The sequence below is a fragment of the Solitalea longa genome, from assembly GCF_002920915.1.
Lineage (GTDB): Bacteria > Bacteroidota > Bacteroidia > Sphingobacteriales > Sphingobacteriaceae > Solitalea > Solitalea longa.
Genome location: NZ_PQVF01000012.1, coordinates 89670 through 114399 on the forward strand (window position 1 = coordinate 89670; position 24730 = coordinate 114399).

The following is a 24730-nucleotide window of genomic DNA, read 5'->3' on the forward strand; positions in this document are numbered from 1 at the left end:
GTTCCTAGTCGGCAGTCTCCAATAGCCAGTCTGGATTGTAGAATGAATACTGCTGACTGAGTACTGTTAACTGAAATTTCCTATTTTTACCCCATGACCGCCGCCGAAATACTAAAAGAATTAAAAGCCAAAAAATATCGCCCTATTTATTTTCTGCATGGAGAAGAAGAGTTCTATATCGACTTGATTAGTAATTATATTGAGGATAAAGTGCTTTCAGACGCCGAGAAAGGCTTTAATCAAACAGTGTTGTATGGCAAGGAAACCGATATGACCACTGTTTTGAATAATGCGAAACGTTATCCAATGATGTCCGATTATCAGGTGGTTTTGATTAAAGAGGCTCAGAATATTAAGTTCGGTAAAGATAAGGGGGATAAGGATCAGGATCCATTTGCTGCTTATGTTGATAACCCATTGCGTTCAACAATTCTAGTTTTCTGCTATAAACACGGTAAAATAGATGGTCGTTTAAAATTGTTTAAGAACATTGAAAAGCACGGTGTTTTATTTGAATCGAAGAAATTATATGATAACCAGGTGCCAGCCTGGATTGCCGATCATGTTCAGGAGCACGGATTTAAAATAAGTCCGCAGGCAACAGCGCTATTGGCAGAATACCTGGGAAATGATCTGTTAAAGATCTCCAATGAGTTAGAGAAGCTGATGATCAATATTCAGAAAGGTGCTGAAATTGGTGTGAAGGAGATCGAAACCAATATCGGCATCAGTAAAGAATACAATGTTTTTGAGCTGCAGAATGCGTTAGGTAAACGTGATGTATTAAAGGCAAACCAAATCATCAATTATTTTGCTGCTAATAAAAAAGATAACCCAGCTGTTGTGGTTTTGGCTACCCTTGCTGGTTATTTCAGCAAACTGTTTGTGTACCATTGTTTAAAAGATAAATCTAAACCTGCAGTGGCTTCTGCTTTAGGCGTTAACCCTTATTTTGTTGGCGATTATGAGCTAGCTGCAAGGAATTACCCTCAAGGAAAAACCATGCAGATCATTAGCTTTTTAAGGGAGTATGATTTGAAAAGCAAAGGCGTTGGCAGCACCGGTAACACCGATGAAGGCGACCTGATGAAAGAGTTGGTTTGGAAGATATTGCATTAAAAGTTAGAAGTACAATTCCAATAAAGTTAGATTTATGAATTTAGAAGTACGAAAGAGTAAACAATTTACCAACTAGCCTGAACTACTATTTCTAAAATCTAAAATCCTCAATCTGAAAATGTATTTTTTCCTTTGTACTTTAGTTAAAACTTATCTCCTGCGCCTCCGCCACCAAAATCACCGCCCCCAAAACCTGGTTGTGTATCAGGTTGAATAGGCTGCGTCTTAAAGGTCTCGGCAATAACCAGTGATTCAATATTGAGTTTATCCATTAAATGTGCATCATCTAAATCATCATAGGTAAAGCCATATTTAGGTGTTTTTAAGTATTTTATGATGGCATAGGAACCTAAAAGCAATGCAGCGCCCGAAAGTGTAAGTACTGATTCAAGAGGCATTACTGTGTAAAAACTTCGGATGGTAAACGCAGTGGCTGCCACCAATAAAAGTCCAATCCTCAATAAAACCGTATTTTTCTTTTGTAACCCTCTTACTATGTAGGCGAATGGTATTGCAATGGTCCAGGTCCAGAACAACCATCCAAAAGGTATATGCAGTCCTTTGGGTTCAGCAGATTCATAACCCGAATCAGCAGCAAATAAGCTTACAACAAAGAAGTTTCCGGCTGCGTAAAACACCACCAACGCAATAGTTTCAACCACTAACAAGCAGTTGGTATAATGAATGAATTTCTCATCTTTCAAGAATTTTGCAGCTAAAAGATATAAGGCCGCCGCAATTATCATAAAGAAAAAAGAAGCTGTTGCTAAACCCCAAGGGAGCTTTAGCCAGCTATGGAAGAAAAAGCTTAAAAGCGCAATAACAGTAGCTCCAGCCATCAAGAAATCAGCAAAACGGATGGTTAGTACTGTCCCAATTAGGAAAGCCAAGAGGTAAATGACGATAAACAGTAGGGTGTCGAAATTATAGCCTAGTAGTTTTTCAAGAAAGATAAATAAGCCGCCAAGGATAAAGCCTCCTGAAAGCCATAAAAGAGCATCATCAACACCTGAGCGGTAATGATGCTTTTGTTTTACCATTTTTTCGAGAACAACATAATTTGCTACCCCAAAGAATATCATAAAAAAGGAAATAGAACTTTCCCCAAATCCGGTCATCAAACCAAATAAACCTGCCGAAAAAAATGAAATTACTACGGTTAAAATGAACAAACCAATACGAATGAAGAAATTAGGCGAATAAAATCCAACCGGATGATGGGTTTTAATGGCTTTAAGCTCCTCGGCGCTAATGGCTTCTGCTTTATACAAATGATTGATATCCTGATGCAGATATAAATTATTGAGCCAGGTTTTATTGTAGATGATCATGTTTCTTTAGTTTTTTGTTAAGATTTATAAGGAATAAAATAACTCCAATGCCCGAAGCGATGAAGTACATCAATCCAAGATAAATAGCACCTGCATCACCCAAAGATGCCAATACGCGAATAATAACACTGCTAGCAGCAACATACCCATAAAGAGTAATGATCAAGAGGAAATAAAAGGAATGCTCACGTATTGCTTCTTTATAATAAAACAATGCTATAACTGCAAGAGCAACAATCCACAGTAAAGTTGAGCTTCCGAATGAATAATAACCTGCCAGCAAGGCAATGAAAGTAAGATTGAGCCCAAAGTTTTGATACGTAAATTTAAAGTGCTTTTTAATGTTATAACGTTCGGAAAGGAAAGCGGCAAAAAGTAAAATAATACCCAACAACAATCCTGAGTAAATGATCTGATCGCTGTTAAAATCATTATTCGAAAGAATTTGAGCAGGGGTAACGGCAATTCCCATCCAAAGTCCTAGGTTGGTAATAGCAAGGCTTAAAATACCCAAATGATCAAAATAATAAGCGACAAAGAATAAAACCAGCATTGGGATAAAGGTGGCCATTCCGTAACGAGTACCAAACACATCATATTGAAACTGCAGATAACCCACAAACGTTAAAAACGAAAGGCAGCCCAGCAATAAAACATAATCGAAGAAAGAGTTGGGCGACTCAACTTTGTTTAAAGAGAATGGCAACTTCTTTTTTAAATAATAGCTAAAGCATCCAACGCAGATGGCGGCAATTAAAGCAAGTATAGCCTGATGGCCTATGGTGTCAATATTCTTATAGATGAGCACTCCCAAGCCCGTACTTAAAAGCATAACGCCTAAATAGAGCAGGGTTTTTAGTTCCCAATGAACCGAAAATAATTGATTGGTCTTTTTTAATTTGATCCTGGATAAAGATTCAGCACTGAGCAAGCCCTCAGCGTATAAATCATCATATATTTTACTGTTCATGGATAGCGTTAGGTGAAGTTTTTAATAAATAAATGTGATTAAAATCTTTATGAAAACCAACAAAGTAATAAGGTTAAAACAGCGTGTTTATCCAAAAAAATCAATAAATTGTATGTAATCTTCTCAACTAACTATGTATGATCAGATTTTTGAGCAAATGAAAGCTCAGGTTTGTAAAAAACTCGACAACCTTGATAAACATCTTACTTACCACTGCAAGGAACATACATTTGACGTACTGGAACAGAGTATTCGTATTGCCAAAGCAGAAGGTGTTACCAATGCACATCAGTTACATTTATTGAAAGTTGCAGCCTTATATCATGATTCTGGCTTTCTTGAAACCTATGCCGATCATGAGACACATAGCTGCATGATTTTTTTAAGTGAGGCCAACCGATATGGTTTCAGTGATGAAGACAAAGAACAGATTATACAGTTGATCATGGCAACAAAAATTCCTCAGGCTCCTGATAATCTCATGGAAAGAATAATTTGCGATGCCGATCTCGACTATTTAGGTCGTGATGACTTTTATAAAATAGGAGATACCTTAAGGCAGGAATTTCTTCATTATTCAATCGTTAAGTCCGATGATGAATGGGAAGCCCTGCAATTGAAATTCCTTTTAAACCATCATTATCATACCCAAGCATCACAACAACTTCGCGAACCTGTTAAACAGCGTCATCTGCATCAATTACAGTAATATCAGGTTTTGACAAATTGTTAACAGCAATGCTATTCGGCCTTACAAAATACATATCTATCTCTCCTGCATTTTTCGCATAAATTTTACCGCGGTACTCACATTCATATTTGTGCTTTACCAGGTTGTAATGCGCCGCCGATATATTTATTTGTCCAGGCATACCATTACTCTCCATACGACTGGCAATATTTACCGTACTGCCCCAAATGTCATAAGCATATTTTTTTCTGCCTACCACCCCGGCAACCAAAGGGCCTGAGTGAATTCCAATACGCAATTCCCATGGCTGCTCACCACTTTCTATTTTCTTTTGATTTACGCCTTTCATAAAGTCAAGAATTTCAAAAGCCGCATTTACAATATTCAGGGCATGTGTACTATCTTCTGTCGGAATTCCTCCGGCACACATATACGAATCACCAATGGTCTTAATTTTTTCCAGGTTGTTTCGTTCCATTATATTGTCAAAAACGGTAAAGCATTCGCTCAGCTGTGCTACAACTTCCTGGGGTGAAAGTGTTTCAGCTATGGCAGTGAAGCTTTTGAAATCGGTAAACAGCACCGAAACGTTTTCATAAAATCGTGGAGTAGCCTGACCCTTTTGCTGCAGTTCTTTAGCCACTTCAGTTGGCAGAATGTTCGATAATAATCGTTCGATTTCGGCATTTTGCTGATCAAGCAGTTTATTGACCCTTACTTTATTTCGATAATCTCTATAAAGCAACAAGCCGAGAATGCTTAACAATCCTAAAAAAGCGATCAGTGAGTTTTTGGCTAGTTTTTGTCGTTGTAAATCGAGTTGTTGCAAGGCTTTGTCTTTGGTCAACAGGTTAATCTCACCTTGCTTTTTCTGTAAGTCGAAATCAAATTGAAGTTGTCCTAACTTTTTATCCGTTTCGGCATTATAGATCGAATCCTTAACGTTTGAAAAAAGTGATTGATATTCAAATGCCTTTTGATAGTCGCCGGTTTTGGCGTAAACGCGCGAAAGAACTTCGTAAAGTTCTTCCATCTGATGTCGGGCCTGTATGGCTATAGCATCTGTTTTAGCTTTGTTGAAATAAAAGAGAGCGGTTTTATAATCACCTTTGTCTGCATAAACATTTCCCACACCCAGCAAAGATTGTATGGTGGCCAGTTTATTTTCCAGATTTTGAGCTAATGTTAAGGCATTCTGATGGTTTTCAAGTGCGAGATCATATTTCTTTTCGCGTTTATAAAGCCTTCCCATTGCATTGTATGCATTTAAACTGCCTTCAGAATTTCCATAAGCCTTTAATGCCCTGTTATAATACAGCAGTGCTTTTGCATCGTCATTTTTATCAAAGTAAATCGAACCTATGTTTACGCAAATAGCACCCAACTCGTCTGTTCGCTTTAGTTCTTCACATAAAGGAAGCGCTCGATGGTAGTAATCCAACGCTTTATCATATGTGGCCACCTTGTTATAATACACTGCCCCCACATTGTTTAAAGCCGAAAGAATACGGAGTTTATCACCTGAAAGTTCGGAGTATTTCAACGACTGGAGGTAATTGTCGAGCGCCTCTGCATCATCTCCCTGATCATAATAAATAACACCGATATTGTTGTATAAATTGGCAATGCCCACATTGTCTTTATGCTCTTTAAAAATGCTCAGCGATTGATGATAATTGCCCAGGGCTTCTACATATTTCCCCTGAAAATAATAGGCAATTCCGATGTTTTTTAAGGCATAGGCTTTTCCTTTTGCAAAATTCGATTTCTCTGCCAGTTCAACAGCTTTTTGGGCAAGCTTAATGGCCTTTTCAGGTTCATCGGCTAGTCGTTCTTTACTTTGTTTTAAATAGTCATTAACCAATAGGGTATCGGCTGCGTTTGTCGGTTTTTTTTCATCCGATTGACAAAGGCCATAATTCGGTAGCAGTAGTAACAATATGAAAATTCTCCAGGCTATTTGCATCAGGCTTTACTCCTTAATAATTCTTCCAAATTTATAACCGTTTTGGCCGCTCACCCGTAAATAATACAGGCCTTCGCGTAAACCGGTCATGTCTATTTCAAATGAATCGTCGTTTTGTTTAGTGATCCTTACCTGGTAAAACTGACCATATATATCGTATAGCAGGCAGGTTTTCGTGTTCAGCTTATCATTCTCCCATTTAAAGGTTACCAATGTTTTAGCCGGATTAGGGTAAACAGAAAGACTTGCTTTCAGATCTACATCATTACTATAACCAAAGCTTCCATTATTATTCTGATTGGAGGCTGATGATGCCGCTTTATGACAACGGGTAGAAGTTGAACTTGCTGTACCGGCAATGGCAGTTTTCTTATTGCTTTCAATGGTGTTTATTTCCCAGCGTAAGCTTAGACCATCAAAGGGAATATCGAAAGTGGTTGTACCTGATTGAAAATACTGAGGTAACAAACTATCGTCATATTTACCTGCAGAGGTAATATGGTTGTCATCACCTTTTTCAATGTAAACCGAAGACGAGTTCGGGTTCTCGCATTTGAAATGGGCAATATATTTATAGCCCGATACACTCGAGTTCTCTTCTACGCAATCGAGATAGATTCGTAATTTTTTGGTGTACCTACAGTCGGGATTAACATGCAAGGTGCCGTTGGTATACGTGATTGTATAGTTTGAAGCATTTGGGAACCTGCACGCAGAGGGAACGATGTCATAATCGCCAACTTTTCCTTTGTAATGCGGACTTACATTAAATGTTAATGTTGGAGTTTCTCCTGCTTTTAAAGTGATAAACCGGGCAGTAAATTGAGGTAGAGTGTCACCTTGATTAATCACTTTATCATCAGCGATAATATTCAGAGGGGCCTTTCTTATGCGCAACTCTGCATTACAATTACTAAAGTCGAAGTCGTAATTGGATGAGGAAAGTGTTCCAATGGATACTGAAATAGGATAAACTCCAACGTTACTAAACTGTGTAGCCGAGGTTGAAAATGCAGGTGTTCCGGTAATACCGCTTGTTTCAAAAGTTTGTCCGTTTAAAAATCCTTTAAACCCGACTGTAAACGGAGGATTAGGATCACCAAACTCTTTGCTGGCGTTGTTAGCTTTTACGACCAATAGCGCTTTTGAGATAGTTAATTCCCCATTGCTATCGGTAAAATCAAACTCATAATTCTCAGAAGACAATGTTCCTGCCGAAACTAAAATCGGATATAAGCCAGCGTTGCTAAACTGCGTAGCAGATGTTGAAAATGCAGGTGTTCCTGTGATTCCACTGGTTTCAAAAGTTTGTCCGTTTAAAAGACCATTAAATGTTGCAGAAAAGGTTGGATTTGGTTGGCCATATACTTTGCTGGCATCATTTGCTTTTACCGCCAATGGAGCTTTTGTGATAGTTAATTCTCCATCGCTATCGGTAAAGTTAAACTTATAATTCTCAGAAGACAGTGTTCCTGCTGAAACTGAAATAGGATAAATTCCAGCATTGCTAAACTGTGTTGCCGGAGTTGAAAACGCCGGTGATCCTGTGATTCCGCTGGTTTCAAAAGTTTGTCCGTTTAAAAGACCATTAAATGCTGCAGAAAAGATAGGATTTGGCTCGCCATATACTTTGCTGGCATCATTTGCTTTTACAGCCAATTGAGCTTTTGTGATGGTTAATTCCCCATCGCTATCGGTAAAGTTAAACTCATAATTTTCAGAAGACAGTGTTCCTGCTGAAACTGAAATAGGATAAATTCCAGCATTGCTAAACTGTGTTGCCGGAGTTGAAAATGCCGGTGATCCTGTGATTCCGCTGGTTTCAAAAGTTTGTCCGTTTAAAAGACCATTAAATGCTGCAGAAAAGATAGGATTTGGCTCGCCGTACACTTTGCTGGCATCATTTGCTTTTACAGCCAATTGAGCTTTTGTGATGGTTAATTCCCCATCGCTATCGGTAAAGTTAAACTCATAATTTTCAGAAGACAGTGTTCCGACTGAAACTAAAATTGGATATAGACCAACATTGCTAAATTGTGTTGCTGATGTTGAAAATGCAGGTGATCCTGTGATTCCACTGGTTTCAAAAGTTTGACCGTTTAAAAGGCCATTAAATGCTGCAGAAAAGATAGGATTTGGCTGACCATATACTTTGCTGGCATCATTTGCTTTTACCACCAGCGTAGCTTTGCCAACAGTAAGTTCGCCATTTATATAGGCAATGTTATAATTGGAGAGTACCGTATTCTCCCCTCCAATGGCCGCACTTGGTATTATAGGATATTGTCCTGCAGAAGCAATAGCACTTGTTCCAGCACTGCTTAAGGTTACCGTTTTTATCGAATCATCAAACATTAATACGCCATCGCTTATTGAAAAGGCCGTAGAATCTAATGAAAGTGCCTGACCATATAATTTACTGGTGTCGCGAGCTGTAATGCTTAAAGCTGCCGGTAAAATGGTAAGATTTCCTAAGCCATATGAAATATCAAAGTTGTCATTTCGCAAAGCGCCCGGAATAATATAGTTCAATCCGTTATTTAAGCCCGTGATCATATTCAGTGCTTTTAATTCACTATTTAATCCCAGACCAATTTCTTGTTCATCAATAATTATAGCTGTTTTGTTCTCACTGTTTACTATTGGTATTGCTCGTCCGTTTACAATGGTAACAGCTCTTCCATTCACTATACTAACAGCTCTTCCATTCACTTCCGAAATTTCCAAACCATTTACAATTGAAATAGCCCGCCCATTGACTATGGTTACTGCTTGTTTATTAGTATAAGATTCAATATCAACCAAACCTTTTGGACTTACACCGGTAATGGAATTAAGCATTGAGGTTTGTGCCGAATTAATATTGAAATCCAAAACTGATTCTTGGGTAATGTCAATGATATTGCTGGTTTGATTCACAACAGCGCCATTTATAACTTTTTGATTAGTAACCTGACGAGCTCCTTCAAGCGTTTTTTCGGTGGCCAAAAAACTAATGTTGTTAAGTTGGGTGTCGGTCAAATTGTTAACAATAGAAACCGCTCTGCCATTTACAATGCTAATAGCTTGTTTATTCACAATTGGAAACGATTCTCCATTTACAATCGTAATAGCCCTTCCATTTTCAATGCTAACTTCTTGTCCGTTTACAATTGGAATGGCCCTTCCGTTTACAATTGAAACGGCTCTGCCGTTTACAAGTCCGATGTAATCATTCGCCAGCTGGTTGTTATGGTAATTAAAAACGGTATCGAGTAATGCCGAAGGATCATCCAAAACAACTGAAGGGTCGAACTGATAATTGAAATGTATATCTCCAACCTTTTCACCATAGGTTAGGGTAGTATCTCTCGGGGTTATCACCAATGGCATTTTTGCAATTGAAATAAAGCCGTTGTTAAAAGTATAGTTATACAGTTCTGTAAAACCAGCATCAACAGAGTTTTCGGGATCGAAAATATGAGTCGGTCTGATGATGTAATTGTTTACATTGCTATAACTGGTGGCAGGTGTCAGATAAGTAATACTGTCTAAACCGATATCTGCTAAAGTCAGTTCGGTACTGTCTAAGGCTACTCCATTCACTTTAATTGTTGAAGTAAACTCAGGAAGGCGTTCACCATATTTTATCGTTTTATTATCGGCAGTTATTTCAATGGTTTTCTTTGCAATTTCGAAGAAGGTAATTGAATTTGAAACCCCTCCGTCTAAACCGCTGGGAGCTTTTGATGGGGTGAATGCCCTGATAGAAGGGTTTCCTGTAAAGCTGGGAATACTGGCTGTTGCAGTGCTGTCGTTTACTACCGTTGTAGAAAGGGTATCTTCCCTGAAAAGCACCTTAGTATCCGGACTGATGAACTTGGCCCTTAAGGTTAAGGTAAAGTCTTCGGCACCCGGGGTTACATTTTCAGGTACAATTAATCTGATCAAAGAAGGCTTGGCTGCCGCAAACGATTGGATAGCTGCATCGGCACGTATAAAGCCATTTCCACTTATATAATCAAATCCAGGAGTGTTCATATCAACAGCAGTGCTTGTTAAGAGCGACCGTAAATCGGTATTGCTGTAGTTTTGATTATAGTATCGCTTTCTGGCCTGTTTGATCAAGGCTGCAACGGCGGCGGCATGTGGCGCAGCGGCAGAGGTCCCAAAGAAATTGAATAACCCATCGCCTTCATAATCTAATGAACCAAGGTTTACAGAAGTATTTATTCCATCAGGTGCCGTAAAGTCAGGCTTGTTCCTAGGGATCCCATTAATATTAACAGGGCCTCCAACGGACGAGAAGCTTTCAATTTCAGGAGGGTTTACACCTGCCAATGGAGTGCGGTTATATCGAACCGCTCCGATTGTAAAGGCTCCGGTCGCATTTGCCTGTCCAATTATCGTTGAAGTTCCAGTGTTGTATTCATTTATGGTAGCATCGCCTCTGAAAATTATATATTTCAAATCTACATTTCCTGAACCTGCAGCTCTTGTAATTAAAATATTGGTGGAGGTAGCCTGAGTTACCGTAAATGGCAATATTTCAATAGGATCTCCTCCTAAATTGTTGCGGTTAAAACCAAACAAAGCCGATCCTGCATCGTCGGTCAGATAAATATCCAGGTCATTTACTGTTCCTGTGGCCGTTTGTCCTAGCGAATAAATAGGGTCCTGCCATTGCAGAACAATCGTATAGGTTCCGGGTTGCAGCGATATGTTCTGAAGAACATCACCTCCTCCAAAGTTATGTGCAGTGCCAACAATTCCTGCTGGAGGAGTTGTTGGGTTAAATGTACTTTGATAGGACTTATTAGCAAAGTTTCCTGCGGAAGTGAAATAAGCCACCCCTTGAGCGCTAACCTCATTTACTGCCTGAGCAACCACTCCATCCTGAAAAAAAGGCTCGGTTATAAAGGTTACATCATCCACCATCACATCGCAGTTGGCTTGCTGCAATTGACGGATGCCTTGTGCTAAATCTCCGGGGCTTACAAAACCGGTTCTGAACGCTAGTTTAGCTTTCGGAGCTATATCGTGAATAATTTGCAGCATGGCCCTGCCTTCATCAGCTCTTCGGCCAAAAGGGTATTCGGCAAAAACTTCTACCGGTTCGGTATAATCAGGGTTGGTCAGGCCAGGTAAATCACCATTGGACACATCCACTGCAGCCGGATTTCCGGGTAAGGTATTATAACTGTCTGATAAAACGCCAACTTTAATACTGTCCCCATCCAGATCGTATCCGTTTCTTAAAAAATCACTTCCCTGTGCCCTGTCGCCTTGAGTTTGGGCAATACCAGCACCTGAAATAGCCGGAAATAAAGGCCGGCAATAGTTTATTAGGTCATCCCTCTCATTTAACTTTTCGAGATTTTTAATGGGTAGTTTACCCGAAATGATGAATTGTGAGTTACCATTGTTAATAATGTTTGTAAGCCCGAATTCAGCGGATGTTAACAAAGCCAGGGTTTCTTGGAATCGGCCTTCATTTACTATAACTTCCACCCAAACGCTGTCGCTGTTAAGGATAAATATATTTTGCTGCGGATCACTGATGCTGTCTCCTTTTTCTGCTAAAGCTGCCAATTCAGCGCCTATAAGCTCATTTTCCTTGCCGTTTTCAGGAGGTGGATAATAAGGCAAAATACATGGAGTGTAGTTTACCGTAACCGTGTCGCTTGCGGTGCAACCACCTTTGGGACTTGTAACAGTTAATACATATTTGCCTTTTTTATTTACAACCGGAGATTTAGTATCTGCTCCCGAAAGTATATTTCCACCCTCAATGGCAGTCCATAAAAACTTTACATCAGGGGTTGAACACGAACCGCTAAGGGTTACTTGGGTTTGAGGACAAGTGAAGGTAACATCATTGCCGGCATTAACCACAGGTTTGCTGCACTCGCTGAATGGGGCATATATTATTTTAACACCACACTGAATATTGATTTTTGTACCACTCCAAAGAGCACCTGTAATGGTTGAATTTCCGCTGCTGCTACCAATATTAATGCCCGAAAATGGAGCCCATACGGTTCCAAACCATTCAGAACAACGGCCGGCTGAAGAATAATTGTTCATCGTAAAGGCATAATCACCCAATTTGCAACTGCTGCCTTTACCGTGTGTTTCGGTATATATCTTTGAGGCGTTGCACCCGTTTATAAAATCAACCTGTGTAATGTTCAAGTCAATATCATCGTGCACATAAATTTTAATGGTACCATTAGGGTCGTTTTTTAAATCGAAAATGAATTTATTAGGTAGAGCTCCTGAGTTTTTAATCGAACTGAAAACATAAACGCCGGCCCCTCGAAAAGTAATAGTTTGTCCGCCGCCAAGTTCCATAACCCCATAACAGCCAGGTTTTATGGTTTGACTCGAAGTGATCTTTTCAGTACCGGCATTGGGGAAATAAGTGATTGCAGGAAGTTGAGGGGGAAGTGGTTTTGAAGGAGTGCCAAATAGCTTTCCACCAGCGGGCGGTGGCCCGGTATATGTGCTACCTTTGGGCAGGGTAACCTTACCTAAAACGTTGCCGCCGCCAATATTAACCGATCCATTTACATCAATATTCGTTTTTAAATATTGATCAGAAGCCGTTTTCAAAATAATACCTGAAGCGCCTGAAGAATTTGTGGCCGTAATGGTGCCATAAACAATGTTCCCTTTTGCCAGGTAAATTGTTCCGCCAGAATAAAGGTTGCATGTAAACTTAACTCCACCCAGGGTTTTAATAAGATTTGTACTGCCCACTGAACCTCCGTAAACCCCCGATCCATTGTCTAAAATAACCGAAGGTTTCTCGGCATATGACTTTATCTGAGGATTTCCTCCGAATAATACAAAGTCGTTAATACTTAAGTTTTGACCATTGGAAAATGCAGGAATTAGTAAAATGATGAACAGGAAGGGGGTGGAAAGCAATAAATGCACGCAAAAACGGGCTGGCTCCAAACAGGACTTTTTGCCGGTAGATATTCTCATGTGACAACGGTTTTATAGATACCCATAGGGGGTGTGTTTAAAAAAAACAATGGAAACTTAAGCCAGTAAAAGCAAAAGGGACGTGAAGTGCTATTTATTCCAAGGCAAGCTGGCTAATTTTAAACTATCGATTAATGACGGAAGGATGGATCGCGGAAAGGCTCTTTTTACAATAAATTTAATTTAGGCATTTTTTTTATTTTTTAGATGGCGGAACATGTTTTTCTTCAAATCAATAATTCTACTATATTTTATAAAATGTTAAGAAAATGGTGAGTAGATTCTGTGTTTTAATTGTAAAATATCTTCTATTGTAGCTCTTTATTCGGACTAAATCATTTAAATAATAGATAAATAAACTTTTTTAGCTTAAAATAAAAAGGATTTAAGTTACAGTTTGAGGTGTTTGATAGTTTTTTTCTGAAAAATCAGTCGCAATTAAAATTTGGTTGGAGTGCTTTTCAATGATAATTTTTATCAGCCCTGTTTTGTATATTTAATTATATGAAAAACAAGGTATTAAGCGCCCTCAATATTAAGGTTTCTGAATCGGCATATGTTTTTGATTTGCTTAGAGTGCAAATATTCATCGGGATAGCCGTCTCATACGTTAATATAATTGCCTACACATTATTTCTTAAAACACTTTCCATTCATTTACTGCCTTATGCCTATTTAACCATGGCGGTTTTATTGCTGCTGTTAAATATTGTTTATGAAAAACTTGAGCATCGATTGTCGCCATTGAATTTGTTGAAATACATTGTGGTATTTTCAATTGTGATTTTGGTAAGTCTTTGGCTGGGTTTGTCCTTAGGTTTTAAAAATAGCTTTGTTTTTGCTTTAATGGTATGGTCCGTATTGTTTTATATGCTGAACGGTTATACTTATTGGGGATTGGTTTCACAGTTATTCAACATTAGGGAAAGTAAGAGGGTGTTTTCAATTATTGGTGCTGGTGATATTCCGGCAAAGCTTATCGGATACCTTTCGGCTCCTTTACTTATTCCATTGTTTGGCCTTACACATTTGCTTTGGTTTTCGGTTATTGCCATGCTGGCAGGTCTTTGGTTTTTTAATAAAGCGGTAAAGGAAAGAAACTGGGATGCCATTAATGAGCAATCGCATGAGAGCCTCCCGCATGTCCACCATAAGCACGAAACTTCGGTTCAAAAGAAGGGATTGATGAGCGTTATTTTTAAGAATGAACTGATTTTCAGCATCTCCATTTTAACAATTCTTAGCTATAACGTATTCAATATTATCGACTTCACATTTCTTTCGCAGGTGAAAATGAAATATGAGGATGTGGCCACGCTTGCAGCTTTTGTGGCAACATTTTTTGCTGTAGGTCGCTTTATTGCTTTGGCGCTAAAACTTTTGATCACCAGTCGGGTAATAGAGCGCTGGGGTATAATCAAGGGGTTGTTCGCTACCCCGTTAATATTGTTGACCTTCAGTATGATATTTTTTGCATTGAACCAGCAATCGCAATATATGTTGTATGTTTTTGGGGCAATGGTGCTGCTTACGGAAGTACTACGTTCAACCATGCAGGAACCGGTTTTCTTTATTCTATTTCAACCCCTGAAAGAAAAACTTCGCTTGCATGGTCATCTTATTTCCAAAGGCTATATGTTGCCACCTTCATTAATGATCGTTGGCCTTTCGCTGATTTTTTTGGACAAGATAGGGGTGGATGTAACCATTTTGCTTACCATTAAAATTGTTTTGTTGAACCTGGTAGTATGGGCCGTTGTAATTCTGTATGTAAAAAAAGCTTATCTAAATACCTTACATCAATCAATAAAGAAAGGGTTTTTCAGTAGCGAAGATGTTTACCTGAATGATAAAAAATCAATAGATATTTTACTCGACAAGATTTACAATGGCTCTAAGTCGGAAGTTATTTATGCGCTTAAATTATTGGGTAATGCCAATCACCCCGAAATTAATAACCTTTTGCACCAGCAATTACTGGGTAATGACCCGGATATAAAATTATATGTTTTGTCAGAGTTGAAAAGGAGCAATGCTGTCGACATTAGTTTGTTAAAGCGATTGATCACCCAAGAGCCTGATTTGGAAATAAAGCAGAAATTAACTTCTATAATTTGCAGGCATGACCCGGAATACCTGCACGAAATGGCTAAAAATATCAGTCATCTGGAGTATCCGATCCGTAAAGTTGTGATCATAAATTTGTTGAACCAGGAAGAGTTTAATCACTTGATCATTGCCGGTAATGAATTGAATAACCTAATACAATCGGAAGTTCCGGAAGAGAGGGAGTTAGCAGTAAAAATTATCAGTGAGTTAAAGAACGTGCGCTTTACTGCCGCCATAGAGCAATTGATAGATGACGAGGATGCCACGGTAAAACGCTCGGCCATAGTGGCGGCTTGCAAACTGAAGATGCAAAAAACACTGCCGGAAATTTTGAATATGCTTAACCGTCCCTCCGAAAAATACATTGCCTTGCAGGGATTATTACAGTACGGAGATGAGCTTTTCGTTGATGTTGATCCGGAAATCACCGATGATTATTCAACTGAATTGATTCGCCTGGCCGGAAAAATGAAAGGAAGCCATTCCACGGGCTATTTGATTGCCTCAATCCAGTCCTCTACCGAAGATATTTATAAAATCGTTTATTCGCTGTGGAAAAAAGAATACAAGCCGCTTACAGGAAAAGAAACTAGTTTAATGAACCATTTGCTTGAGACTTGCTTTCAGAATGCCAGGAATAAGCTGGAGTATTTTTATTCAATTCAATCTTTAAAAAATCATTTTTTAGTTCGAAATTCATTGCACAGCGAAATTCAGAGTGACTTGGAAACAGCTCTTCGGATTTGCTGTTTACTATATGAAAAGGGCGAGATAAATCGAATTTTAGAATTGATTGAAGTGGGTGATAATTCGAAACTTTATAATGCAATAGAAATTTTGGAAATAGTTTTGCCGCAACGAATCACGAAAGAGTTAAACGTGTTGTTCGACCATGTGATCGATCCAAATGATACCCGAAAAGCTTATAAAGCTCAGGATATTGATGCCATGTTCGATAAGATAGTGTTTACTCAAGCTGATGAGTTTAATCCATGGACAAAATCGGTTTGCATTTACAGTTCATGGCAAAATAAAGATTATGGTTTTATTCAAAAACTTGCTGTAAGCCCTGTGGTATCCCGACAGTCTTATGTGATGAAGGAGACCACTGCATATGTTTTAAACGCTCTAACTTAATTTTCATGCTGATCATTGAAAAAGTACTACTTCTAAAGAATTCTGAAATTTTTAAAAATAGCCGAGAAACCGACCTGGTAGAAATTGCTTCCATCTGTAAAGAATGTTCTTTTGATAAAAACGTTTTGATCTTCAGTAAAGGCGACAAAGGAAATTGTATGTATTTTATTTACTCCGGAAAAGTATTGATACATGATGAGAGACATGAGATCGTTACACTGGCAGAAAATGAAATATTCGGAGAACTTTCTCTGCTCGATACCGAGTCGCGCTCGGCAAGTGTAACTACTTTAACCGACTGTGTTTTGCTAAAAATTGAACAAGAAGACTTTTATGATGTTATTGCCACGAACACCGATATTTTAAAGGGCATTATGCGTACACTTTGTAAACGCTTAAGGGAACAAGACCGAGTTACGGTTGAAATGAAAAAAGTAATGGGTAGTTAGCTTTCTGTAATTAAAACAATTTTCCCCATGTGAGTACTGCTTTCCATCAGCGCATGAGCCTCAGCAGCATTTTCCAAAGTAAATGTTTTGTAGATTACCGGTTTAATAGCTCCGTTTTCGAGCAGAGGCCAGATATGTTTTTTAAGATTGTGGGCAATTTCGGATTTAAACGCATTAGGGCGGGGACGAAGTGTACTTCCGGTGATCAATAATCGTTTTTGCATCACTTTCAGGAAATCTACCTCTGTCTTAAAACCTTTCATGGCGTTGATAAATACCAGTCGGCCATCATCGGCAAGTGTATTGATGTTTTTGCCTATGTATTCGCCGCCAACCATATCCAAGATCACATTCACACCTTTCCCTTCGGTTAACTCTAGTACGGCTTTTTCAAAGTCTTCGGTTTTATAATTAATGCATTTGTCGGCTCCGAGATCTTCACTGTAATTGCATTTTTCTGTACTTCCGGCTGTTGCGTAAACAGTGTTTCCCATAGCCTTCGCCATTTGTATGGCTGCAGTCCCAATTCCGCTACTACCACCATGCACCAATAAGCTTTCCGTTTTTTTTAATCCTCCACGGTCAAAAACATTGCTCCAAACAGTAAAAAACGTTTCGGGTATGGAGGCTGCTTCGGCCATTGATAAGCCCTGTGGAATTGGCAGGCAAAGTTCAGCAGGTACGGCACAATACTCAGCGTAAGCGCCGCCTGCAACCAGGGCGCAAATGTTATCACCTGTTTTAAGGTTGTTAACATTTGCACCTAATTGCATTATGGTTCCGGCCAGTTCCAGACCGGGTATGTCGGGAGGTGCTCCGGCAGGAGCAGGGTATCTTCCTGAACGTTGGGCCACATCGGGCCGGTTTATTCCGGCAGCCATTACCTTTACCAATACCTCATCAGCTTTAATTGATGGTGTTGGACGTTCCTGAATTTGTAAAACGTCAGGCCCTCCGGGTTGGGTAATGACCACAGCTCTCATAGATCAGGGTTTTATCAGTTTTATGGCTTCTTCGTTCCAAATCGTTTCATTGCCTGATTCGTCAACCAGGGTAAATGTAGCTTCACAATCATCCATCTCACCAAATACAAACTCACCATAACATTCATTATGGCCAATACGGATCTGGTGGTTGATAGGTAAAAGATAAAATACAGTTGATTTGCCGGTTTTACTGTTTGTCAACGTTGTTTTATACAAATACTCCGATGATTCCTCAATGTCGGCACTTAACCTTACCAAAGACGATTGTCCTTTAGCCAATTGAATGGTGGTGCGTTCAAGAACCTGTGGTTTTGCTTGCCATACAGGGGCAATGGTATCCGGTATTGAACGTACTATCCACTTCGGCAGAATTACCTTTTTATCTAGTTTTAATTTTTTGATCGTATTCGGGTCCTTGATCTTAGGATTAATATCAATTTTAAGCTCGTAGGTTTTTCCGGGGCTGAGGTTGCGCTCCAGTGTAAATAACGACTGCTTCATCGCTAAATCGCCTGTAAAGGTTTCCTTTGCATTCAGTTTCACCACCTCGTTTCCCGATTTTAGGTAAATAACATACGAGTGATTGAGTTCATTAAGTACTCCAATTTTGTTGCCTGTAGCGGTAATTAAAACAATGCTGTTGGTATTAATAGAATGTTGTTTAGGCCAAAATGATAATTCATTCTTGGTACAATCGGCAAAAACGTTTAATGACGAAATAAAAAGGATAGTCAGTAACAGGCACTTTCTCATATTAAAATTAAATTCTTACGGCGTAAAAATAGCCATCTGCGCTTCCAAAGTAAACAATATTTTGTTCAACTATTAGAGATCCCATTATACTGCCTAAGTCCATTATTTGTTTTTCTCCTTTTAGGGTGATAGACATATCATTTCCGTAGTATTGGTAGGTGGGTTGAAAATGGCCCTTTTCGTCGTAAACCACGCTCCAGTTTTGTTTGCTGGCCTCAGTTTGAAACTCCCAAAATGTTTTACCACTTAATTTATCCACAGCATATAGCTTACCATTGAAACAGCCGAAAAGTACCAGGTTTTCATAAAAAGCTGCTTGACCATAAATGCGTTCATTCAAAGACATCTTCCATTTAACATCACTTGAATAGGCGTCCAGGCAATAGAAAGAATGGGTATCGGAAGTCCCAAAGTAAGTTAGTTTATTCGATTGAGCAGGAGTGGCAATAACCCAACTTCCGCGTTCTTTCATGTTCCACATGCCTGTACCTGTTTCGGGGTTTATGGCATAAAGGTTATAATCCCTCGAACCGAAATAGACCATATCGTTTGCAATGGATGCTCCATTTTGAATCTCTCCTTTAGGAAAATAAGCGTCGCCAATGGTTTTAAATTTCCATTTTAGGGTACCTGTTTTAGCATCCAATGCATAAAAACTACCGTCAAAGCTTCCAATGTAAACCTTTTGATTGTTGATCAATGGATCGGCATGAACCACACCCTCCGTTTTGTATGACCAAACTTTGGCGCCGGTTTGTTGATCAAGGGCATACACCTGATGATCTCCCGAACCAACAATTACCAGGTTATCAATTGTTTTAGGTGAAGAAAGATAATAATCCCACAAATCGACCTGAGTTTCACCCGCTGTGCTAAACTTCCAAACTAATTCTCCTGAATTTGCATTTACAGCGTAAATATTGCCATCGCTACTGTTAACGAACACTTTACCATTTTCAAACTTCGGTGTCGACCGTATTTGTCCCTGTGTTTTAAACTTCCATTGTTCTTTGCCCGTAGATTTATCTATGGAATATAGAAAGCCATCCTGACTGCCAAATAAGATCCTGTTTTCGGAAATTGTGGCTGCACCAACAATTTTATCTTTGGTTTTAAACTTCCAAACCTGGGTTTGAGCTGCACAGGTTAGCTGAAAGCTAATTAGTAATAAAATAAAGAAAAGCTGTTTTTTCATTGTATAAGTATAGTTAGTCTATAACGAAGGTATAATTTTGAAGTTAAGGGTTTCATAAATTAACTGTTACAGATAGTTGGATAGCTCTATAATTTAGCTGTTACAGATGGAGAAAGGGTAGAAGATTATTTACTGGTCGACAATGGTGCGGAAAGTAAGATTGATACGCGGCGTTATAATTTTCTTACTCTTAGGTAAACTGTGCAGCCAATTTGTTTGGGTGCTTCCTTTCATTAGTAGTAAACTACCGGGTTCGAGGTTTAGGGAAATGGTTGCTTTGGTTTGTTTATGCTTAAACGAAAACTTGCGTTCGGCACCTAAACTTACGGAAGCAATAATGGTGTTTCTGCCCAGTGATTTTTCATCGTCGCTGTGCCAGGTCATTCCTTCTTCTCCGTTATGATATAAATTCAAAAGGCAGGAATTGAATTTTGTAAAGGATAACCGTTCGATAAGGAGTTTAAGTTCAAGGAGTTCTTTAGTCCAGGGTAAGGCCTTCTTTGTAGTGTTTGAATAGGTATATTCATACTCTTTGTCGCCATACCAGGCTGCTTTACGTTTGGTGATAATATGTTTTCCGTAAATGATGGCCTCGTCATGCTTCCACTCTATTGTTGTTAACAAATCGAGAAAATATTGATGCGCTTTATTTGGGGGTAAAATGGGGCCAAAGTAATTTACTATGCCATCATAAGGTAGGAGGTTATCTTCAGCAGTTCTTTTATTTCCAAATAAATCCATTACCGAATTCAGTTTAAATCAACTTTACCCATTTTTCGATGCAGTTTCCAGTTCCACCTGTGCAGCTTCCCAACCAATTATGGCTGTCTTTCGCAAGCTGCCCCAATGATATTGGCCAAAGGTTCCAGTTGATTGAATTACACGGTGGCATGGAATTAAAAATGCAACAGGGTTGTCTCCAACTGCACTACCAACTGCTCTTGAAGCTTTCGGATTATCGATTTTACCAGCAATGTCGCCATAGGTTGAAACGTTTCCCACAGGAATTTTTAACAATGTTTCCCAAACTTTAAGTTGAAATGGAGTTCCTTTTAAATGAAGCTTTATTTGTTCCAGCTCTGTCCAATCTCGTTTAAAAATAAGCAATGCGTTTTGCTGAAATCGATCTGTTAACTGATTATATCCAGCATTCGGGAAGCTTTTTTTCAATTCATCAAATGCAGATTGCTGTTCATCGGCAAAGGCGATGTAACAAATGCCTTTTGTTGTGGAAGCAATGATAACGGTGCCAAAAGGGGTTTCGGCGAAACTGTAATTCAGAACAAGATTTTCGCCACCGTTTTTATATTCTCCGGGCGTCATACCCTCAATATTAATAAACAGATCGTGTAAACGTCCCGTACCCGACAAACCTGTGTCGACTGCAGTTTCAAAAAGGCTCGACTGTGTTTCCTTCAATATCTTTTTAGCGTGCTCAACGCTTATGTATTGTAAAAACTTCTTCGGACTGGTACCGGCCCATTCCGTAAATATGCGTTGAAAGTGAAATGGACTTATATTTACTTCCTCAGCAACTTCATAAAGCAATGGTTGCGATCTGAAGTTCTGCTGCAGGTATTCAATTGCTTCGGCTACCCTTTTGAAATTGATTTCATCTTGTTCTTTCATCACTTTAATTGTTTGCTGATAACAAATGTAGAAATGAAATTAACCTTTCACCACCCGAAACTTGCTAAGTTTAGTACTATTTAATGAATCATTCCAAGATGAAATTTTAATCCGCAAATAGTCTTTTTATATCTTTGGCATCGTCTATAAATTAAAGAATCAGGTATCTAAAAATTTAATATAAATGAATCATTGGTTAGTAAAATCAGAACCGCATAAATACAGTTGGCAGAAATTTAACGAAGATGGCCGTACCTTTTGGGATGGAGTGCGTAATTACCAGGCGCGTAACAACCTGAGAGAGATGAAAGAAGGTGATCTGGTGATGTTTTATCACAGCAACGAAGGGAAAGAAATTGTTGGCATAGCAAAGGTTGTAAAGGAGTCCTATCAAGATCCAACAACCGATGATACCAATTGGGTGGTTGTTGATCTGTCACCTGTACAAACATTAAAAAACACCGTTACATTAGCAACCATTAAAGCGGATGAGCGATTAAAGGATATTTCATTGGTTCGTCAGGGCCGACTTTCGGTTATGCCGTTGAAACAAGAAGAGTTTGATCGGATTTTAGAATTGGCAGAAAACTAAGTAAAGTACGAAGTTAGAAGTAAAATAAAGTACGAAGTTAGAAGTACAATTTTAGAAGTACAATTTTAGAAGTACGATGTAAAAAGTACCAAGTACGAATTGGGATTTTAGATGTTAGTAAAGCCTACAATCTAAAATCCCACCTCTAAAATCGTAAGTCTTATACTTTGTCCTTCGTACTTTGTCCTTTGTATTTTATTTTATTCTTCAGGAAAGAAAAGTGCTTTAAGCTCTGTGGCTTCGTCAGGGTTCATTTTTCCACCCAGGATCAAACGTAACTGACGACGACGCAGTGCTCCATCGTAATATTTTACCTCATTTTCGGTTTCGGCAATTACTTCTGGTACCTGAATCGTTTTACCGGTTTGATCAACGGCTACAAAAGTGTAATAGGCCTCGTTGCTTTTAAATTTAGTGCCGTTCGGAATATTCTCGGCCCAAACTTCCAGACGTACTTCCATTGATGAGGTAAAAGCGCGCGTTACCTGTGCTTTAATGGTCACCACATCACCCAAACCAATAGGATGGCGGAATGAAACATTATCAACAGAAGCCGTTACCACCACATGATTTGAATGCTTTTGAGCTGCAATGGCAGCTGCAATATCCATCATATGTAATAATCGTCCTCCCATTAAATTGTTTAAAGGATTGGTGTCGTTGGGTAACACCAGTTCATTCATAATTGTAAGCGATTCTTTAGCAGTTTTTGCTTTCATCAGTAATTTGTTATGATGTATTCTATCTCAAAATACATCTCATCATCATTAAGGGTTAAATTCTGTCGCCAAAGATACTCACCAACTGCCTATACTTATAATCTTATAGTTCGATTCCCAATTTTGTACTGAAATGAATACAATTTTTACCAAAAGGATCTCTCGTTCTGTGCAAAATGGGATTGGCGCTTTTTATGAGTTGCACGCTGATAATAGTTGTTTGCCACGTTTATAATGTATTAATTAATAGTTCAATACATATACTTATTGTTAAAAAAATGCATGGCATAAGGTTTGACATTTCTTCATTAAATAAAAAAATGCTTTCTGTCTAAATAAAAGTCTCGTGACTAAGGTTTAAACAATGTATAAACTGAGGTCGTTAAGTACAAAACAAGAATGTGATATAAAAAGCTTTAGTATGTAATCAATAAGAACGCCCCCTATCTAAATTTTCGCTCTATGTGTATCTTCTCTCGCTCTTTTTTAAGGAGCAATGCTTATAAGCATCAACGATGGTTGGTGCTATTCTTCATAAGTTTTACCTGTTCCGTTTTTTGGTGCTCATTTGCCGAGGCAAAAAATAGCAGCAATCGGGCCATTGAAACTTACGTCTCTTTTGTTAACCTTCCAGATAGTGCTGATTTGGCAATTCAAAAAACAATCAATACCAAATCGGTGGCAGTGGGAAAAACGCTTACCTATTCTATCAGAATTAATAATAAAGGACCTGCTGACGCGGAAAATGTTGTGGTTACCGATACATTACCTAATGAACTGGTTTATGCAAGTTCGAAAGTTAATATAGGTACAGTTGAAGTAAACGGTCAAACGGTTAAATGGATGGTAGGAACTTTGCCCAAAAAAACTATTCAGGGAATGCAGTTAACTGTTAAGGTGGTAAAAGCGGGAACCTTTAAAAATAAAGCGAAAATTACCTCAACAACAAAAACCATTTGTCAATGCAATGATAAGTCAACGTCAACCGAAGTGGTGGCAAAAGATACTGCCGATGTAAGCATTGTTAAAACGGTTAATAAAAAAATGGTAACTGAAGGTGATACGCTCAGTTATTTTATCACGGTAAAAAATGATGGTCCTTCGCCTGCTAATAATATACGGGTAAAGGACATTTTGCCCAATAACTTTTCATTCGAATTTTCATCAAATAATAAAGTAACCTTTGATACAGGCACGCATCAATTAGCCTGGGAGATTGATCAGTTGCAAGTAGGGGAGAGCGCTTCGGTAGCAATAAAAGTTAAAGCCTTAAAAGAAGGAACAGCCACCAATACTGCCGTAATTACTTCTGATGCTTTTGATCCTGCTTTATGCAATAATGTATCAACCGCCGAAGATGTGGTGATTAATGCTAAACCCAAAATTAAGAAGGCGGATGTAAGCATTACCAAATCGGCCGACAAACAATTTGTGCCTATTGATACGGAGTTTCATTATGCTTTTCTGATTGAAAACAAAGGACCTGACACAGCCAGGTTTGTGGTGCTGAAAGATACATTAAACGAGAAAACACAATATGTAAGCTATAAAGTTGATCAGGGATTGTTTATTTACGATGCTTTCACCAATTCATTCACACTGAGCGTTGATGAGCTTGCCCCTGGCCGGCAGTTGGTTTTATCGGTTAAAGTAAAAGGTATTAATACCGGATCGGTAATTAACAAAGCTACTGTGGAGTCGGAAACAGAAGATCCAGTTTTGGTGAATAATAACAGCGTTTATATCAATAAAATTGTTGGTTTAAAGGTTCCCAATGTATTCACTCCTAATGGCGACAATCAAAATGATACTTTCCAGATCAGAGGTCTTGATTTGTGGTCATACAATGAGTTGAGAGTGATGAACCGCTGGGGCAATAGTGTGTATGAGACAACTAATTATGCCAATGATTGGGATGGTGACCATTTGGCGCCTGGTACATATTATTATGTGCTAACGGTGAAAAATGAAATGGTTGATCCGCAATGTATTACTGGTTGGGTCGCAATTCTAAGAAAGTAGACGGTTATTTACTTTAAATGATCCTTTTATGCTTTTTAAAACCAAATGATTGTGGTTAAAATAATACAGTAGAAGAAGAGTATTTAATAC

At 38.7% G+C, this 24730-nt stretch carries 16 protein-coding genes; 6 read left to right on the forward strand and 10 right to left on the reverse strand.

Going from position 1 to position 24730, the window contains the following annotated elements; all coding sequences use genetic code 11:
* The first annotated feature begins 93 nt into the window (after positions 1 to 93).
* Positions 94 to 1119, forward strand: coding sequence for a DNA polymerase III subunit delta (gene holA, locus C3K47_RS16115; RefSeq protein WP_103790193.1), 1026 nt, complete (start codon positions 94 to 96; stop codon positions 1117 to 1119).
* Positions 1120 to 1262: 143 nt separating this feature from the next.
* Here the strand turns inward: holA and C3K47_RS16120 are convergent, their stop codons facing one another.
* Positions 1263 to 2450, reverse strand: coding sequence for a hypothetical protein (locus C3K47_RS16120; protein ID WP_103790194.1), 1188 nt, complete (start codon positions 2448 to 2450; stop codon positions 1263 to 1265).
* The gene (locus C3K47_RS16125; RefSeq protein ID WP_103790195.1) at positions 2434 to 3420 is read right to left on the reverse strand and encodes a DUF2157 domain-containing protein; all 987 of its coding nucleotides are present in this window, start codon (positions 3418 to 3420) and stop codon (positions 2434 to 2436) included. The genes C3K47_RS16120 and C3K47_RS16125 overlap by 17 nt, the downstream gene beginning before the upstream one ends.
* Before the next feature lie 133 nt (positions 3421 to 3553).
* Between C3K47_RS16125 and C3K47_RS16130 the strand changes: the two genes are divergently transcribed.
* A complete protein-coding gene (locus tag C3K47_RS16130; RefSeq protein ID WP_103790196.1) occupies positions 3554 to 4129 on the forward strand; it encodes an HD domain-containing protein in 576 nt (191 codons plus the stop codon).
* On the opposite strand, the gene C3K47_RS16135 is transcribed toward C3K47_RS16130, so the two are convergent.
* Together C3K47_RS16135 and C3K47_RS16140 are read right to left on the reverse strand one after the other, a co-directional pair.
* A complete protein-coding gene (locus C3K47_RS16135; RefSeq protein WP_165784719.1) occupies positions 4098 to 6050 on the reverse strand; it encodes an adenylate/guanylate cyclase domain-containing protein in 1953 nt (650 codons plus the stop codon). The genes C3K47_RS16130 and C3K47_RS16135 overlap by 32 nt on opposite strands.
* Positions 6051 to 6083: 33 nt before the next feature.
* Complete coding sequence (locus C3K47_RS16140) at positions 6084 to 13049, reverse strand: MBG domain-containing protein (protein ID WP_103790198.1); 6966 nt, start codon at positions 13047 to 13049, stop codon at positions 6084 to 6086.
* A 504-nt stretch (positions 13050 to 13553) separates the two neighbouring features.
* Here C3K47_RS16140 and C3K47_RS16145 point away from each other — a divergent pair.
* Positions 13554 to 16295: an Npt1/Npt2 family nucleotide transporter gene (locus C3K47_RS16145; protein WP_103790199.1), complete on the forward strand. Its 2742-nt coding sequence runs from the start codon at positions 13554 to 13556 to the stop codon at positions 16293 to 16295.
* Positions 16296 to 16300: 5 nt separating this feature from the next.
* Entirely contained in the window at positions 16301 to 16744 is a 444-nt protein-coding gene (locus tag C3K47_RS16150; RefSeq protein ID WP_103790200.1) for a cyclic nucleotide-binding domain-containing protein, read from the forward strand.
* Here the strand turns inward: C3K47_RS16150 and C3K47_RS16155 are convergent.
* From C3K47_RS16155 to C3K47_RS16175, 5 genes are all read right to left on the reverse strand, one after another.
* A complete protein-coding gene (locus C3K47_RS16155) occupies positions 16741 to 17727 on the reverse strand; it encodes an NAD(P)H-quinone oxidoreductase (protein ID WP_103790201.1) in 987 nt (328 codons plus the stop codon). The two genes, C3K47_RS16150 and C3K47_RS16155, sit on opposite strands and share 4 nt — an antisense overlap.
* A 3-nt stretch (positions 17728 to 17730) precedes the next feature.
* Positions 17731 to 18483: a hypothetical protein gene (locus C3K47_RS16160; RefSeq protein ID WP_103790202.1), complete on the reverse strand. Its 753-nt coding sequence runs from the start codon at positions 18481 to 18483 to the stop codon at positions 17731 to 17733.
* Positions 18484 to 18490: 7 nt separating this feature from the next.
* Positions 18491 to 19678: a PQQ-binding-like beta-propeller repeat protein gene (locus C3K47_RS16165; protein ID WP_103790203.1), complete on the reverse strand. Its 1188-nt coding sequence runs from the start codon at positions 19676 to 19678 to the stop codon at positions 18491 to 18493.
* A 129-nt stretch (positions 19679 to 19807) separates the two neighbouring features.
* Positions 19808 to 20419: an alpha-ketoglutarate-dependent dioxygenase AlkB family protein gene (locus C3K47_RS16170; RefSeq protein ID WP_103790204.1), complete on the reverse strand. Its 612-nt coding sequence runs from the start codon at positions 20417 to 20419 to the stop codon at positions 19808 to 19810.
* Between the two features lie 24 nt (positions 20420 to 20443).
* The gene (locus tag C3K47_RS16175) at positions 20444 to 21307 is read right to left on the reverse strand and encodes a bifunctional helix-turn-helix domain-containing protein/methylated-DNA--[protein]-cysteine S-methyltransferase (protein ID WP_103790205.1); all 864 of its coding nucleotides are present in this window, start codon (positions 21305 to 21307) and stop codon (positions 20444 to 20446) included.
* 184 nt (positions 21308 to 21491) lie between these two features.
* Between C3K47_RS16175 and C3K47_RS16180 the strand changes: the two genes are divergently transcribed.
* Positions 21492 to 21899, forward strand: a complete 408-nt coding sequence (locus C3K47_RS16180; protein ID WP_103790206.1) for an EVE domain-containing protein — start codon at positions 21492 to 21494, stop codon at positions 21897 to 21899.
* Between the two features lie 200 nt (positions 21900 to 22099).
* Here C3K47_RS16180 and C3K47_RS16185 read toward each other — a convergent pair whose 3' ends face one another.
* Complete coding sequence (locus tag C3K47_RS16185; RefSeq protein WP_103790207.1) at positions 22100 to 22618, reverse strand: acyl-CoA thioesterase; 519 nt, start codon at positions 22616 to 22618, stop codon at positions 22100 to 22102.
* Between the two features lie 462 nt (positions 22619 to 23080).
* Here C3K47_RS16185 and C3K47_RS16190 point away from each other — a divergent pair, with 462 nt between their 5' ends.
* Complete coding sequence (locus C3K47_RS16190) at positions 23081 to 24640, forward strand: T9SS type B sorting domain-containing protein (RefSeq protein ID WP_103790208.1); 1560 nt, start codon at positions 23081 to 23083, stop codon at positions 24638 to 24640.
* Positions 24641 to 24730 lie beyond the last annotated feature (90 nt).